13 protein-coding genes are annotated in these 14,871 nt (G+C 57.5%); 4 read left to right on the top strand and 9 right to left on the bottom strand.

Going from position 1 to position 14,871, the window contains the following annotated elements; genetic code table 11:
• Positions 1-51: 51 nt before the first annotated feature.
• From paaZ to I9188_RS17285, 6 genes are all read right to left on the bottom strand, one after another.
• On the bottom strand, positions 52-2,082 hold the full coding sequence (paaZ, locus tag I9188_RS17310; RefSeq protein WP_209507554.1) for a phenylacetic acid degradation bifunctional protein PaaZ: 2,031 nt from the start codon (positions 2,080-2,082) through the stop codon (positions 52-54).
• A gap of 119 nt (positions 2,083-2,201) precedes the next feature.
• Positions 2,202-3,389 (bottom strand): cytochrome P450, encoded by a 1,188-nt coding sequence (locus I9188_RS17305; protein ID WP_209507553.1) that lies wholly within the window; start codon positions 3,387-3,389, stop codon positions 2,202-2,204.
• Positions 3,389-4,741 carry a TRAP transporter large permease gene (locus I9188_RS17300; RefSeq protein ID WP_209507552.1) on the bottom strand — a complete coding sequence of 451 codons (1,353 nt, stop codon included), beginning with the start codon at positions 4,739-4,741 and terminating at the stop codon, positions 3,389-3,391. The genes I9188_RS17305 and I9188_RS17300 overlap by 1 nt, the downstream gene beginning before the upstream one ends.
• Positions 4,738-5,244 carry a TRAP transporter small permease subunit gene (locus tag I9188_RS17295; protein ID WP_209507551.1) on the bottom strand — a complete coding sequence of 169 codons (507 nt, stop codon included), beginning with the start codon at positions 5,242-5,244 and terminating at the stop codon, positions 4,738-4,740. The genes I9188_RS17300 and I9188_RS17295 overlap by 4 nt, the downstream gene beginning before the upstream one ends.
• A 57-nt stretch (positions 5,245-5,301) precedes the next feature.
• A complete protein-coding gene (locus I9188_RS17290) occupies positions 5,302-6,321 on the bottom strand; it encodes a TRAP transporter substrate-binding protein (protein ID WP_209507550.1) in 1,020 nt (339 codons plus the stop codon).
• A gap of 70 nt (positions 6,322-6,391) precedes the next feature.
• Positions 6,392-8,425, bottom strand: coding sequence for an FAD-dependent oxidoreductase (locus I9188_RS17285; RefSeq protein WP_209507549.1), 2,034 nt, complete (start codon positions 8,423-8,425; stop codon positions 6,392-6,394).
• 103 nt (positions 8,426-8,528) lie between these two features.
• Between I9188_RS17285 and paaG the strand changes: the two genes are divergently transcribed.
• Genes paaG through I9188_RS17265 form a run of 4 tightly spaced genes read left to right on the top strand, consistent with a single transcriptional unit; the run spans position 8,529 to position 11,680 of the window.
• Entirely contained in the window at positions 8,529-9,314 is a 786-nt protein-coding gene (gene paaG / locus I9188_RS17280) for a 2-(1,2-epoxy-1,2-dihydrophenyl)acetyl-CoA isomerase PaaG (RefSeq protein ID WP_209507548.1), read from the top strand.
• A gap of 5 nt (positions 9,315-9,319) precedes the next feature.
• Positions 9,320-9,745, top strand: coding sequence for a hydroxyphenylacetyl-CoA thioesterase PaaI (gene paaI, locus I9188_RS17275; protein ID WP_209507575.1), 426 nt, complete (start codon positions 9,320-9,322; stop codon positions 9,743-9,745).
• Positions 9,746-9,769: 24 nt separating this feature from the next.
• Positions 9,770-11,080 (top strand): phenylacetate--CoA ligase PaaK, encoded by a 1,311-nt coding sequence (gene paaK, locus I9188_RS17270; RefSeq protein WP_209507547.1) that lies wholly within the window; start codon positions 9,770-9,772, stop codon positions 11,078-11,080.
• Between the two features lie 3 nt (positions 11,081-11,083).
• Complete coding sequence (locus I9188_RS17265) at positions 11,084-11,680, top strand: TetR/AcrR family transcriptional regulator (RefSeq protein ID WP_209507546.1); 597 nt, start codon at positions 11,084-11,086, stop codon at positions 11,678-11,680.
• A 145-nt stretch (positions 11,681-11,825) separates the two neighbouring features.
• On the opposite strand, the gene hpaH is transcribed toward I9188_RS17265, so the two are convergent.
• From hpaH to I9188_RS17250, 3 genes are read right to left on the bottom strand one after another with little or no spacing between them, the layout of a single operon-like run.
• A complete protein-coding gene (gene hpaH, locus I9188_RS17260) occupies positions 11,826-12,626 on the bottom strand; it encodes a 2-oxo-hept-4-ene-1,7-dioate hydratase (RefSeq protein WP_209507545.1) in 801 nt (266 codons plus the stop codon).
• Positions 12,623-13,477: a fumarylacetoacetate hydrolase family protein gene (locus I9188_RS17255; RefSeq protein ID WP_209507544.1), complete on the bottom strand. Its 855-nt coding sequence runs from the start codon at positions 13,475-13,477 to the stop codon at positions 12,623-12,625. The genes hpaH and I9188_RS17255 overlap by 4 nt, the downstream gene beginning before the upstream one ends.
• Positions 13,474-14,871 carry a pyridoxal-dependent decarboxylase gene (locus I9188_RS17250; protein ID WP_209507543.1) on the bottom strand — a complete coding sequence of 466 codons (1,398 nt, stop codon included), beginning with the start codon at positions 14,869-14,871 and terminating at the stop codon, positions 13,474-13,476. The genes I9188_RS17255 and I9188_RS17250 overlap by 4 nt, the downstream gene beginning before the upstream one ends.

Genomic DNA, 14,871 nt, shown 5'->3' with positions numbered 1-14,871 from the left:
AATCGGGCCGGAGGGAAATGCCATCCAGCCCCTGCGCACCTGCACCATTGCCTAGTAGGCAACCATGGTCAGCAACTCATATTCTGCGACCATCTCATCATCCTGCTGCGTCAGGGTAACGTGCCAGCGAACCTCGCCGTAGTCATCATTGCGCTTGGTCTTGTGCTTGACCGTCAAACGCACCTTGATGGTGTCGCCAGCCTCGACCGGTTTCATGAAGCGCAGCCCGTCAAGACCGGTATTTGCCAAAACCGGCCCCTCGTTCGGTTCGACGAACAATCCGGCTGCGAAAGACAACAGCAAGTACCCATGTGCTACCCGGCCCGGGAAGAACGGGTTACGTTCCGCCGCTGCCTGATCCATATGCGCATAGAAGGTATCACCGGTGAAGTTGGCGAAGTGTTCAATGTCCTCCATGGTGATGGTTCTTGTCGCCGTGTGAAGGGTCTCGCCAATCGACAGATCGTGAAACCGGCGGGTAAAGGGGTGAGCAGGGCCTTCGACTTCGGTCGCGCCGGGCACCCATTTCCGACCAATCGCTGTCAGCAGATCGGGCGAACCCTGAATGGCGGTGCGCTGCATATAGTGTTTCACGCCCCGTACCCCGCCCATTTCTTCGCCGCCACCGGCGCGACCCGGACCGCCATGAACCATGTGCGGCAGAGGTGAGCCATGACCGGTGGATTCCTTCATCGAGTCACGGTTGTTGAAATACAGACGCCCATGATAAGCCCCTGATCCCATGGCAACCTGTCGCGCCACGTCGGGATCATGGGTGATCACCGATGCCACCAGAGAGCCCTGCCCCCGGTTCGCCAGTTTGATGGCATGGTCAAGATCGCGATACCCCATCACTGTGCTGACCGGACCAAAGGCCTCGGTGTCGTGCACGCGCTGCGCCGCGTCAGGATTGGCGCAGTGGAAGAGCATGGGCGGCAGGAACGCACCCTTTTCGGCATCAGCGCCTTCAACCGCGAAATCATCGGGGTTGCCGAAGACACGCTCGGCCTCTTGCCCAAGGATAGCGGCCTTTTCCAGAACATCTCGCTTCTGACCGTTCGAAACCAAAGCACCCATGCGGGTGGTTTCCAGCCTTGGGTCGCCAATGGTTGTTTTCGCCAGTCGCGCCGACAGCGCCTCGATTACCGCCTGTACCTGCGGTTCGGGCGCGATGATCCGACGGATTGCGGTGCATTTCTGCCCTGCCTTCGTGGTCATCTCACGCTGGACTTCCTTCACGAAGAGGTCAAATTCCGGCGTGCCCGGCGCGGCATCGGAGCCAAGGATCGAACAGTTCAGACTGTCCTGTTCCGCTACAAACCGTACCGAGTTCTCAAGGATCACCGGGTTGGAGCGCAGTTTCAGGGCTGTATCGACAGATCCGGTAAAGCTGACCACGTCCTGCATGGTCAGACGGTCCAGCATGTCACCCAAACCACCCGAGACCAACTGCAATGCGCCGGTTGGCAAGATGCCGGACTCAAGCATCAACCGAACACACAGTTCGGTCACATAACACGAGCTCGTGGCTGGTTTTACAATCGCCGGAACGCCCGCCAGAAGGGTTGGAGCAAGCTTTTCCAGCATCCCCCAAACCGGAAAATTGAACGCGTTGATATGAATTGCAACACCTTGCAACGGGGTGCAGATGTGCTGCCCCAGGAAAGTACCCTTTCGCGACAACTGCTCGACCTCACCGTCCAGATAGACATGTCCATCCGGCATTTCACGACGGCCTTTTGCGGCAAAAACAAACATCGTTCCGATGCCGCCGTCGATATCAATCATATGATCCGATTGCGTCGCACCAGTGTTGAAAGACAAATCATACATGGCCTGCTTGTGCTGGCCCAAATGCATAGACAGCGCCTTGAGCATTTTGGCCCGTTCATGGAACGTCATTTTGCGCAGTGCCGGCCCCCCAACATTGCGCGCATAGTCCAACATCCCCTGGACATCCAACGCGCTGTTACCCGCTGCGGCGATAACCTCGCCGGTCACAGCGCTTGTTATTGCGCGGGCACCCTCGCCGGGCGAAACCCACTCACCGGCTGCAAAGCTGGAAATCTGTTGGATAGTCATGAGCGTCTCCTCATCTAGGTCGCGATCCCCGCGTTGCCACAGGCCGGTCTTGCGAAATCATATTTTAAACCGTACGGTCGGTCAATAAATTACCAAGCTATTTTCCCAAGCCAGGGTTTTCAGACCCGCGCGGGTATTCGTGCAAACCCCCGAAACCGGATGCGCCCGCCCCGTTCGGCGCCGTCGGTGATGCGATAGTCTGGAAAACGGGCCAGAAACCGGCCCACAGCCACCCGGCCCTCCAGACGCGCGAGGGTCAGACCGACGCAAGTATGGGGGCCTCCGGCAAAAGCGTGATGCTTGTTCGGGCGTCTGTCCAAGATCATCTCGTCGGGCCGGTCAAACTGCCGTGGATCACGGTTGGCCGCGCCGATACACAGATGAACATCAGTACCTGCCGGAATGGTCTGACCGTGGAATACTACATCAACGGTGGTCAGACGATTACCGAACTGGTTCGGGCTTTCCAGCCGCAGAAACTCGTCCACGGCCGAACCGATCAGATCCGGGTCGGCCAGTAACTCCGCCCGCTTGGCGCGGTGCCGGTCCAACAGGTCCAATGCGTTGCCGATCAGGTTTGTTGTGGTCTCGTGACCCGCATTCAGGATGAAAATGCAGTTCTGATACAGCTCGACCTCGGTCAGGCCACCATCCGTGTCGTCCTGCATCAGCCGGGTCAGGACATCCGTTGCCGGGTCCCCGGGGTTGGCGCGGCGATCCTCGATGATATGCCGCAGGAAGTCCTTGAAATCCGAGACCGAGCGGTTACCCCACTCTTCCTGCTCTGGCGTCAATTGCGGCTCCAACGCTCCAAGAATGGCCAGAGACCAATCGCGCAGTGGCCCGCGTTCGGATCGTGGTATACCCAGCAGATTGCCGATGATCTCGATCGGGATTGCTCCGGCAAAATCCTCGATCAGTTCGACGTTGCCCTTGACCAGCATCTCGTCCAGCAGCCCATCGACAAGCTGGATCAGACCCGGTTCCATTTGCGCCAACGCGCGCGGGTTCATCGCGCCAACCATCACCTTGCGAACACGGGTATGCAGCGGCGGGTCATTAAACACCAAACTGGTGGTGTGGTGTTCATACAAGGGGCTGTCGACCCCGAATTTGGGACCAAATACCGCTTTCTTGTCCGATATGAATCGCGACGTGTCCCGGTAAACAAGGTCCAGATCCTCGTATCGGGACAGGATAACCGATCCGTCACGTTGCCAGCAGACGGGTGCATCTTCGCGCAGCGCAGCGTAGGCAGGATAGGGATCTGTGTGAAACCCGTCTGGAAGCGCGGTCAGAGAGAACATCAGTGCCCCATCGCCCCCATTTGTTCAGGTAGAACCAACACCAACCATGGCACCAGAACGATCAGAGCCAGCCGGAAGATATCCGCCACCCAGAACGGAGTGACACCCTTAAAGATTGTTCCTGTTGACACATCTCCGACCACGCCTTTCAGAATGAAGACATTCAAGCCGACGGGTGGAGTGATCAGGCTGATCTCGGTCACGACAACCACAACAATGCCGAACCAGATCGGATCATACCCCAACGATGTGACCAACGGGAAAAAGATCGGAACCGTAAGCAGCAGCATCGACAGGGATTCAAAGACACATCCGAGAATGACATAGATCCCAAGGATCATCAGGATCACCACAAAAGGTTCCACGTCATAGGCCGTAACCAATGCGATGAGCGCTTCGGGCAGACCGGCAAGGTTGATGAAGTTCGAAAAGATCTGTGCCCCGATCAGAACCGAGAACAATGCCGCTGCGGTATAGGCGGTTTCCTTCAGCACCTCAAACGTCGACCCCAAAGTAAGCCCGCCTCGTGACAGAGCGATCAGGAAAGCGCCCATTGCGCCCATGCCTGCCGCCTCGGTCGGGCTGAAGGTCAGGTTCAGCGGATGAAAATCGAAAGCTCCGTACAATCCGCCAATAACCAGAAAGAACAGCAGCAATACGGCCCAGACCGAGCGCACCGCCGACAAACGCTCGGACCAGCCGTGACGTTCACCCGCCGGTCCCGACTCGGGCTTGCGCGCGACTGTCCAGCGCACGGCGAGCAAGTAGAACAGAATGCCAAGCAGGCCGGGAATGATACCCGCAACGAAAAGTTTCCCAATCGAGGTTTCGGTCAGTAGTCCGTAGATAACCAGGATCACCGACGGCGGAATAAGGATACCAAGTGTGCCGCCCGCTGCAATCGATGCCGTCGACAGCTCGTCGGAATAGCCATAGCGGCGCATTTCCGGCATTGCGACCTTGGACATGGTGGCCGCCGTTGCCAGAGACGAGCCGCAAATGGCTGAAAAGCCTCCGCATGCCGCAACCGTCGCCATGGCGATACCGCCCCGGAAATGGCCCAGAAAAGCGTTTGAAACTGCGTAAAGCTCGCGCGCAAGCCCACCTTTATTCACGAACAAGCCCATGAGGATAAACAGCGGGACGACCGACAGACCGTAATCCTGCGCGGTGTCGGTGATCTGACGACCCACCATCGACATCGCGGCCTTTAACCCGCGCTCGGACAGAATGCTGCCGCCGCGTTCATAGGCAAAGCCAAGCGTTCCGACCAATCCCATTGCAAACACGATAGGCAAGCGCACCAGCACAAGAACAAGAACAAGAACAAAACCGATCAGCGCAGCGGTCATTGGGGGTGCTCCGACAAGGTATGGGGGGCAAAGAAGTGCAAGAAGCCGGTGATGATCATTGCAACAGCGGTGATCGCTATGAACCCCGAGATGAACCAGCCTACATAGAAGACTGGGATCGAAAGATATTCCGTGACGTCCCCGTAATCCCGCGCACGTTCAGCCAATACCCAAACACGCTGAATCGGCCAAAAAAGCATGATGCCAGAGAACAGATATACAATCGCATCACGTACCCGACTTAACCGCAGGCGTGAAAACAGCCCATCCGTCAGATCCACAGCGATTTGACCCTTGCCTGCTGAGATCATCGGCAAGACCGAGAACACGAGGACGGCCATCAGGATCCGGGTCAGTTCCGTGGCCGCCTCGATCGGGGCATTGAATACAGATCGTAGGATGACATCAAAGAAAGTCATCACCATCAAGATGAACAGCGCGGCACAGGCCAGCAGCGTAGGCACGATACTGACGCGACGCGCAAAGGTCACGAGAGATTGCATAACGGGTCCCCAGCGGGTGAAATCGGCCGGCGGATCGCGTCCGCCAGCCAGTCTGCGTTATTGCGCAGCCATTTCATTTACGATCATGTCATAGGCGGCCTGGGCGTCGATGCCTGTGCCATTGACTTCGTCGATAACCTTGGCGCGTACATCCGCAGCAATCGCATTGAACTTTTCCAGATCTTCAGCGGATGCGGCATGGATCGCGTTGCCTTCGGTGCCTTCGGTTTCTTCCCGGCCGATCGCATCGATCTCATCCCAGATCTTGCCAATCTCGCGGCTCAGCGGTTCTCCGAAAACGTTTTCTTCCAGCGCTGCCTGCAGATCGGCGGGCAAGTCAGCGAAGGTGTCCTCGTTCATGATAAAGGCAAAAGAACCGCGATACAGGCCGCCAGGGACCTCATAAACGTTCTGGGCCACTTCCGTCAGCTTGAAACCTTTGCGGGATTCAAAGGGCATGACGACGCCGTCTGCGGCCTTGGAGGCCAGAGTTTCATACACTTTCGGTGCAGGAACCTGGATACCGGTTGCACCCAACGCCGTGCCCACGTCACCGCCAACACCGCCGGGGATGCGAACCTTGAGGCCCGAGACTTCGTCCAGCGACGTCACCGGGCTGCTGGAATGCAGCTGAGCCGGACCATGCGTGTGCAAGGCGATCACTTTCACACCACGGTGTTCGTCCGCCGCCTTCAAATGTGTGTCATATGCGCGCCAATATGCGACCGACGCAGCCTCGGCCGAGCCTTCATATCCGGGCAGTTCGATCATCTTGGTGGTGACAAACCGACCCGGCTGATAGCCGTGGAATATGATCGAGGCATCTGCAGCACCATCCATGATCAGGTCCATCTGCGCGGGGGGCGGGGCAAGGCCCAACTTCAGCTCGGCGGTGACCTGACCACCGGTGGCCTCTTCGATCATCTCGACGAATTTCGGCCACATCTTGGCATTGATGCCATGGGTCGGCGGGGCCCAGCTGGAAATGGTCAGCGTATAGTCTGCTGCAAGCGCCACTGTACCTGAAACGGCAAGCGCAGCTGAGGCAAGAAGTGTGCTCAACCTGGTGAATTTCATAGTTCTGTCTCCTCCCTGTGAAACATGAGTCAAGAATGCGTTAATGGTCACTTTTGTAACCATCAACATGTTAATTATTTTCAATACATCCCGCGACGTGCCATGAACCGGGGCTTTCCTTGGCAACGGCTTCCATCATTGCCTGCGACGTGCTGGTTCCGATTTCCTTGCAATAGTTCATCGGCCCGCCGCGCCAGCGCGGAAAGCCGTAGCCGTGAATTTGAACCATATCGACGGCTTCCGCGGACTCGGCGATCCCCTGCTGAATGATCAACGCGCCCTCGTTGGCCAGCACCGCCAAGATGCGCGACACGATTTCGTCCTGCGCGTATGCCCGCCGCGTTATGCCCTGTTCAGCCGAGTAGAACTCGATCAACGCCTCCACTTCGGGATCGCGGATCGGTTCGCGATGATCCACTTCATAGCGATACCATCCTTTGCCTGTGCGTTGGCCAAGACGACCCATCTCGCAAAGTTGGTCAGCGATCGTCACATAGCGTTCGTTCGGGTCGCGGGTTGCGGCATTGCGTTTTCGGTTGGCCCAGGCGATTTGGAGGCCTGTCAGATCTTGCAGCTCGTAAGGCCCCATGGGCATCCCGAAAGCTCGCATTGCCTGGTCCACCTGATAAGGCAACGCCCCATCCGCCAGCAAATAATCAGCCTCGCGCCGATACGCAGCCAACATCCGGTTGCCAATAAAACCATCGCAGATGCCCGACAGGACAGAAACCTTGCGAAGCCTTTTTCCAAGCGCAAACCCGGTAGCGACAACTTCGGGCGAAGTTTGCGGCGTATGCACGACTTCCAACAGCTTCATGACATGGGCAGGGCTGAAGAAGTGCAGACCAATGCACCGCGATTGATTTTCGATACCTGCGAAGATCTCGACCGGGCTCAAGTACGACGTGTTCGTGGCCAGAATCGCGTCACGCTGCATATGGCTGGCCAATTCTGCAAAAACCTGTTGCTTGACCGACAAGTCTTCAAACACAGCCTCGATAGCCAGCTGAGCGTTCGCAGCTTCGGAGTAGCTGTCCACGGCGCAAAACGCGGCAAGGCGTTCCTGCAGCTGTGCTTCGGACATCTTGCCCCGCTTGACTGCCCCCTTTAACAGCCCCTCAACCCGATCATGGGCTGCGGCCGCTGCTTCCATATCCCTCTCGATCAGAGTGACCGAAAGACCGCCATTCAGGGCAGCGGTCGCGATCCCTGCCCCCATCAACCCGCCACCGACAACTGCGATCCGGCTGATATCGCGCGGGGTGTCACCTGCGATCATCGAAGGTCTGACCACCTGGCGCTCGGCAAAAAAGGCGTATCGCAGGGCGCGGCTTTCAGGGCTTTGACGCAGTGCCAGATGGCGCGCACGCTCTTTCGGCTGTGCGACAGCAAAGGGTTCGGACGACCAGCTGAGCGCAGTTAGGTTTTCCAGCGGTGATTGCTGACCCCTGGCGCGTTTCTTCAAAGCCTGACGGCTCGTCTCCAGAAGGTCAGACACGACATCGCCAACGGGCCGTTGACTGACAGGTGCCGGGCGCTTTGGCAGGTTGGCGACAAAATCCAGAACAGCCGACATTGGGTTATCGGCAATCAGGTCAATTCCTCCGAGATTGGCCATTTCTTCGGCTTTCAGGATTTTTCCCAAACAGGCGATGTCGACCGCCGCTTCCATTCCAACAAGGCGCGGCAATCGCTGCGTGCCCCCCGCCCCCGGGATCAGGCCCACATTGACTTCCGGCAGCCCAAAGCAGGTGCCCGGCGCTGCGACCCGCCACGCGCAGGCCATGGCAATTTCAAACCCGCCACCCAACACGTTGCCGTGCATACAGGCGATAAACGGCACATTACTGTCTTCGATTTTTTGAACAACATCAGGCAAATGCGGCTCAACCGGAGCCGCGTCAAACTCGGACATATCACCGCCCGCGATGAATGTCCGACCGGCGCAGCACAGGACGGCAACCCGAGCTTTCTGAACTGCGTCGACCGCGTCGGCCAGACCCTGCCGAACGCCCGTCGAGGTTGCGTTCACCGGCGGGTTGTCGACCGTGACCCAGGCCACGTCGCCCTTAAAGTCAACACTCACCAGCGACGGTTGCGGCATTTGCAATCCCTTTGATCAGTCCAGATTCGGTTCGGGTTTATATATTGACCAACCGTTCGGTTAATGCAATGATTAAGTTGTCACGGGAACAGATGAGACAGCCATGAGCGATACGATCCTTGTACATGATCACGGAAACTGGGTTGAAATAACCCTGAACCGCCCCGACAAGCTGAACTCGTTCAATGAGGAGATGCATCTTGCCCTTCACGACGCGCTGAAGAGCGCGCGCGAAAATGGTGCCCGCGCGATTTTGCTGACCGGCGCAGGGCGCGGTTTTTGTGCGGGTCAGGACCTTGGAGACCGCGATCCCTCGAAAATGGATGGCCCGCCCGACCTGGGCAAAACTGTACGCACTTTCTATGCCCCTCTGGTGAGACTGATCCGGTCTTTGAATTTCCCGGTTGTTTGTGCCGTAAACGGCGTGGCCGCGGGCGCGGGCGCAAACCTTGCACTGGCCTGCGACATGGTTTTGGCCGGGGAAAGCGCAAAGTTCATTCAAAGCTTTTCTAAGGTCGGGCTGATTCCGGACACAGGCGGCAGCTGGCACCTGCCCCGATTGTTGGGCGAGGCGCGCGCAAAGGGGCTGGCCCTGACAGCATTGCCCCTAACCGCCAAGCAGGCCGAAGACTGGGGGTTGATCTGGAAAGCGTTGCCCGATGATCAGCTGATGACCGAAGCACGCGCTCTTGCCGCGCAACTTGCCAACGGCCCCACCCTTGGGTTGGGCCTGACCAAGCAGTGCATTCAAACAGCAGCCACCACATCCTTGTCCGATCAGCTTGAAATTGAAGCGGACGCAATGAAAACCTGCGGGGAAAGTGCTGATTACGCCGAAGGCGTGTCCAGTTTCCTCGAAAAACGCACACCGCATTTTCAGGGAAGATGATGATGATGACCCCAAAAGAACGCGCCCAAAAATCCGCGGCAGCGATGTGGGCCAATGACGAAGCCAGTAAATGGTTCGGGATGGAGCTTGTCGAGGTCGATGAAGGGCACGCAGTCCTGTCCCTGACTGTTGCGCCGCATCACTGCAACGGACATGGTATTTGCCATGGCGGAGTCACGCACGCTCTTGCTGACAGTGCTTTCGCCTTTGCCTGCAACAGCCGGAATGTTGCAACTGTAGCGCAGCATACGATGGTCAGCTATCTTGCACCGGGACGGAAAGGTGACTGCCTGACTGCTACCGCGACAGAAGTGAACCTGTCCGGTCGCAGCGGCATCTACGACGTCCGCGTCATCAATCAAGACGATACTCTGATCGCTGAGTTTCGCGGCATGTCCCGCACCATTGGCGGCCAGAATTTTCAAGAATAGTTTCGTGACTGGAGGAGTTACGCGATGAAAGACCTTTCCCCCAACAAAGCGGACCTTGACCCGATCGAAATCGCCTCGATCGACGAAATTCGCGCCACACAGCTTGAGCGTCTGAAGTGGTCCTTGCGTCATGCTTATGAAAACGTTCCGATGTACAAACAGCGCTTTGACGAGGCTGGCGTGCATCCTGACGATCTTCAGCAGCTTTCGGATCTGTCAAAGTTTCCGTTCACGTACAAAAACGATCTGCGCGACAACTATCCGTTTGGCTTGTTTGCAGTTCCGCGTAGCGAGATAATTCGCCTGCACGCGTCCTCCGGCACGACAGGCAAACCGACGGTGGTTGGCTACACAAAGAATGACATCGACAATTGGGCTGATCTTGGCGCGCGGTCTCTGCGGGCATCTGGGCTGCGCAAGGGCGACATGGTGCACAATGCCTACGGCTATGGGCTGTTCACCGGTGGGCTAGGTGCCCATTACGGGATCGAACGCCTTGGCGCGACCGTCGTCCCGATGTCGGGCGGGCAAACCGAAAAGCAGGTCAACCTGATCAATGATTTCCGGCCTGACGGGATCATGGTCACACCCTCCTACATGCTCAATATCCTTGAACAGTTCCACAAGGCGGGTCTCGACCCACGTGAGAGCTCGCTGAAGGTTGGTGTTTTTGGTGCGGAACCCTGGACTGACGCGATGAGGGCCGAGGTCGAGGCAGCCTTCGACATGCACGCCGTCGATATCTATGGTCTGTCCGAGATCATGGGCCCCGGAGTCGCCAATGAATGCGTTGAAACCAAAGACGGACCTGTGATCTGGGAGGATCATTTCCTGCCGGAAATCATCGACCCGGTTACCGGGGAAGTCCTGCCCGATGGCGAAACCGGAGAATTGGTGTTCACGACACTGACCAAAGAAGGGTTGCCGATGATCCGCTATCGCACACGCGATCTGACATGCCTGCTGCCAGGGACAGCGCGGTCCATGCGCCGGATGGCAAAGATCACCGGTCGCAGTGACGACATGATGATCCTGCGCGGCGTCAACGTCTTCCCCAGCCAGATCGAGGAACAGGTCATGGCAACGGGCGGTCTTGCCCCCTATTACCAGATCGAGCTCTACAAATCCGGTCGCATGGACGCCATGCGGGTCTTTGTTGAATCTTCCCCAGATTCCACCGACGAGCTGTCGAAAACAGCCGCTGCACGGATGCTGACCAAGCGAATCAAGGACGTCGTTGGCGTTTCAACCGAAATTGTAGTAGGTGACCCCGGCGACGTCGAACGCTCTCAGGGCAAGGCGAAGCGCGTTGTAGACAATCGCGATAAGGACTGAGCCGTGGCCCGGACAATTGCCAAAGACCACGACCAAAAGCGGGAACAGATCCTGAAGATGGCGGCAAAAGTGTTTGCCGACCAGGGATTTGACCGTGCTTCGATGACCCTTTTGGCCAAAGAATGCGGGATATCGAAAGCAAACATATATCACTACTATGACAGCAAGGATGCCATCCTGTATGACATCCTTGAAACGTACCTGCGTGAGTTGCGGGACCGGATTTGCAATGTTGATCTGGACGGCCTTAGCCCCGAACAGAAATTGCGCAAAGCAGTGCGCGAGATCCTTTTTGCCTATCAAGGTGCAGATGACGAGCACCGGGTTCAGATCAGCGGCATGAGCGCATTGACCGAAGAACAGCAAAAACGTCTGCGGGGCTATCAGCTTGATCTGGTGAACTTTGTACGCGACATACTTCTGGAAATGTCGCCCGGATCCTTTGACGGCGCCAAGGACAAGCTTCGCGGTGCGACGATGTCAGTCTTTGGCATGTTGAACTGGTATTACATGTGGAACACCGGCGCAGGCACCAAAGCCCGCGAGGATTATGCCGATCTGGTGAGCACCCTGACCATGCATGGTGTGCAAAAGCTTTAGGTTGTCTCCTCTGGCAAAACGACACCCGGGCTTTGTCAGGCGCGATATTCAAGATCTCGGGACAGGCCGGCAGGGTCACACAACATCCGATCAGCAGGCTTCCAGCCTTCAATGCTGTCCTGACGGCGTTCCGAGAGACAGCCTTTCAGGCAAAGTTGATATCGACCGCGCCGAACGGCCCGAAATCCGTGTGAATTTCTGTGCCCGGGGGGCACTCGACAGGACGGATAAAACTGCCAGACAAAATAACCTGCCCGGGTTCAATACTTTGACCATATTGCGCCATGCGCCGGGCCAGCCAGACAACACTTTCGACAGGATCATTCAATACGCCGGCCCCTAGGCCGGTTTCCTCAATCTCACCGTTGCGGAAGGTCAACGCGCCAACCCAGCGCAGGTCGAACGTGTCGATCGCATGACGCTCGGAGCCCAGCACAATGCCCGCATTGGCCGCATTGTCGCTGATTGTGTCAAAGACGGTTCGGACCTTGCCAGTCTCGGGGTCCTGACGCTGAATACGTGTGTCCAGAATTTCAATCGCCGGTGAGACGTAGTCCGTGGCGGATACGATATCGTCGCGGCTGACATTCTCGCCACCGACTGCGGATTTCATGACAAAGGCGATTTCAGCCTCGATCCGGGGCTGGATGAAACGGCCCGCAGGAACCGTACCACCGTTTTCAAACGCCATATCATCAAACAGGATGCCGCTGTCGGGAATATCGATGTTCAGCGCATATTGCATCGCTTTCGACGTCAGACCGATCTTCCACCCGATGATCTTGCGCCCCTCGGCCAGTTTCTGGCGAAAGATGGCGTTCTGCACCTCATAGGCGTCGTCCATATTCATCTCGGGGTGGCGCAGGCTCAGCAGACCGATCTGTTCGCCGGTGCGTTCAGCCTGAAGCAGGTCGGCTGCCGCGCGGGCATGCTCTTCGGGTGTCATGCCTTCTCATCCTCGACTGTGTTGCGCAGGGCGCCGATACCTTCGACAGAAACCTCGACCACGTCACCCGGTGCAAGATATTTTGGCGGGTCAAAGCGCGCACCCGCTCCCGTAGGAGTACCGGTTACGATAATGTCACCCGGTTTCAGCGTCATAAAGGTCGAGATATACTCGATCTCGCGTCGGATCGGGAACATCATGCGGTCAAGGGTGTCGTCCTGGCGCAATTCACCATTGACGCGGGTCTGAATGCGGGCGTTATCTAATTGCGCCGGATCGGTGAAGGGCACCAGCCACGGGCCGATCGACCCTGAATTGTCCCAGTTCTTGCCCTGAGTCACGTTGAACTTGGCATGGCGCACCCAATCGCGGATCGTGCCTTCGTTGCACAGCGTCAAAGCGGCGATGTGGTCATAGGCTTCGTCCTGCGAAATCCGGCGGCCCGCCTTGCCGATCACAATGGCCACTTCGCCCTCGTAATCCAGCGTGTGGTTTTCCGGCGGACGGATCAGCGGGCGGTTGTGGCCGGTAAAGCCGCTGGCAAAGCGCGGGAACAGTGACATATTTTCCGGCTGCGCGCTGCCATCCTTGTATTCCGCATTCCTGTCCGGGAAGTTCACGCCGACGCACAGAATGCGGCGGGCATCCGGCATCACCATTTCATAGGTGAAATCCGAATGGGTCACAGGCTTGCCCTCGGCCACCGCAGCCAACCGGCCAAACTCACCGGCAGCGATAACCTCATACAGGCTGGAAAGCCCGGGAAAATCACTGTTCAGAGCGATTGCGCCATCATCGGTAATCGCGCCAAAGAAGGTATCCCCTGCAGCACTGAATGTTGCGAACTTCATAGCAGGCTCTCCCAGACATCGCGGATGACATCCGCCGCCATCAGCACGTCTTCGCGCGTTGTATCGAATTGCCCGACCTGAAAGCGGATGATCTTGCGGCCATCGAACATGCCTTGCGTCAGGTAAATTCGGCCATCGTCATTCAACGCATCCACCAGCCGCTGCTGCGCGGCGTCATCCCCCGGACAGCGAAAGGAAAACAGGCTTAGGATCGGGCCGGTGGTGATCTCAAACCCCTCTATCGCACCGATCTTTTCTGCAACTTCATTGGCCCAAAGTACATGGTTGCGAATACGGTCCCGCAACCCGTCGAGACCATAAGAGCGCAACAAGAACCAGATCTTTAGTGCCCGGAACCGTCGACCCAAGGGGATGGTCCATTCTGAATAATTCGTCACCTCTGCCCCGGTGGTCTTGAGGTATTCCGGTTCGATCTTAAGCGTGTTGAGCTGTGGCGCGGCGTCCCGCAGAAACTGGATCGCGCAATCGAACTGCGCCCCCATCCATTTATGTGGGTTGAAGACAATGCTGTCGTAACGGTCCACTCCCGGCCAAAGGGCCTCTCGAAACTCAGGGCAGATCATCGCCGACCCCGCCCAGGCCGCGTCAAGATGTGTGTAGAGGTCATATTTTTGCGCAATCTCAGCGACCGCTACCAGATCATCGCAGGCCCCGACACCGGTACCGCCCGTGATTGCAATGATACCGGCGGGAATATGTCCGGCGGCGATATCACCCTGAATTGCGGTATCTAGAGCCCCAGTATCAATCGCAAAGGTCGGACCACCTGTAGGTAGTTTCACCAGATTGTCCTGACCGATCCCCGCAACCCAGCAAGCCCGATCAATCGATGAATGCACCTGATCCGAGCAGTAGATGCGCAGTGCGCCCTTGGCGTTCAGGCCTTCGCGGTTTCCGGTAAACCCTGTGGCCCGTTCCCGCATGGTCAGAACGGCCGACAACGTGGCGGATGATGCACTGTCCTGAATAACTCCGGTCATACCTTCGGGCAACCCAAGCGCCTGCCGCAGCCAATCGACCATGACACCTTCGACCTCGGTCGCAGCTGGCGAGGTCTGCCACAACATGCATTGCGCCGCGATTGTGGTCACCAGCATTTCAGCCAGCATCGACGGGGGCGCTGCGTTGGCGGGGAAATAGGCAAAGAACCGGGGATGTTGCCAATGTGTAATACCCGGCATCACAATCCGTTCGAAATCGGCCATGATGGCTTCCATCGGCTCGCCACTCTCGGGGGGCGATACCATTAGCTGGGCAGCGATTTGTCCTGGTTTTGTCTGTGCGCGAACAGGGCGCTCGGCAAGAGTTCTGTGATAGTCGGCCGCCCATTTCGAGATGTGCTGACCCCAATGCGAAAACGCGTCCCAGTTCAT

It is taken from the genome of Ruegeria sp. HKCCSA071, assembly GCF_017872555.1.
Taxonomy (GTDB): Bacteria; Pseudomonadota; Alphaproteobacteria; order Rhodobacterales; family Rhodobacteraceae; genus Ruegeria.
This window is presented reverse-complemented; position numbering and strand designations above follow the sequence as displayed.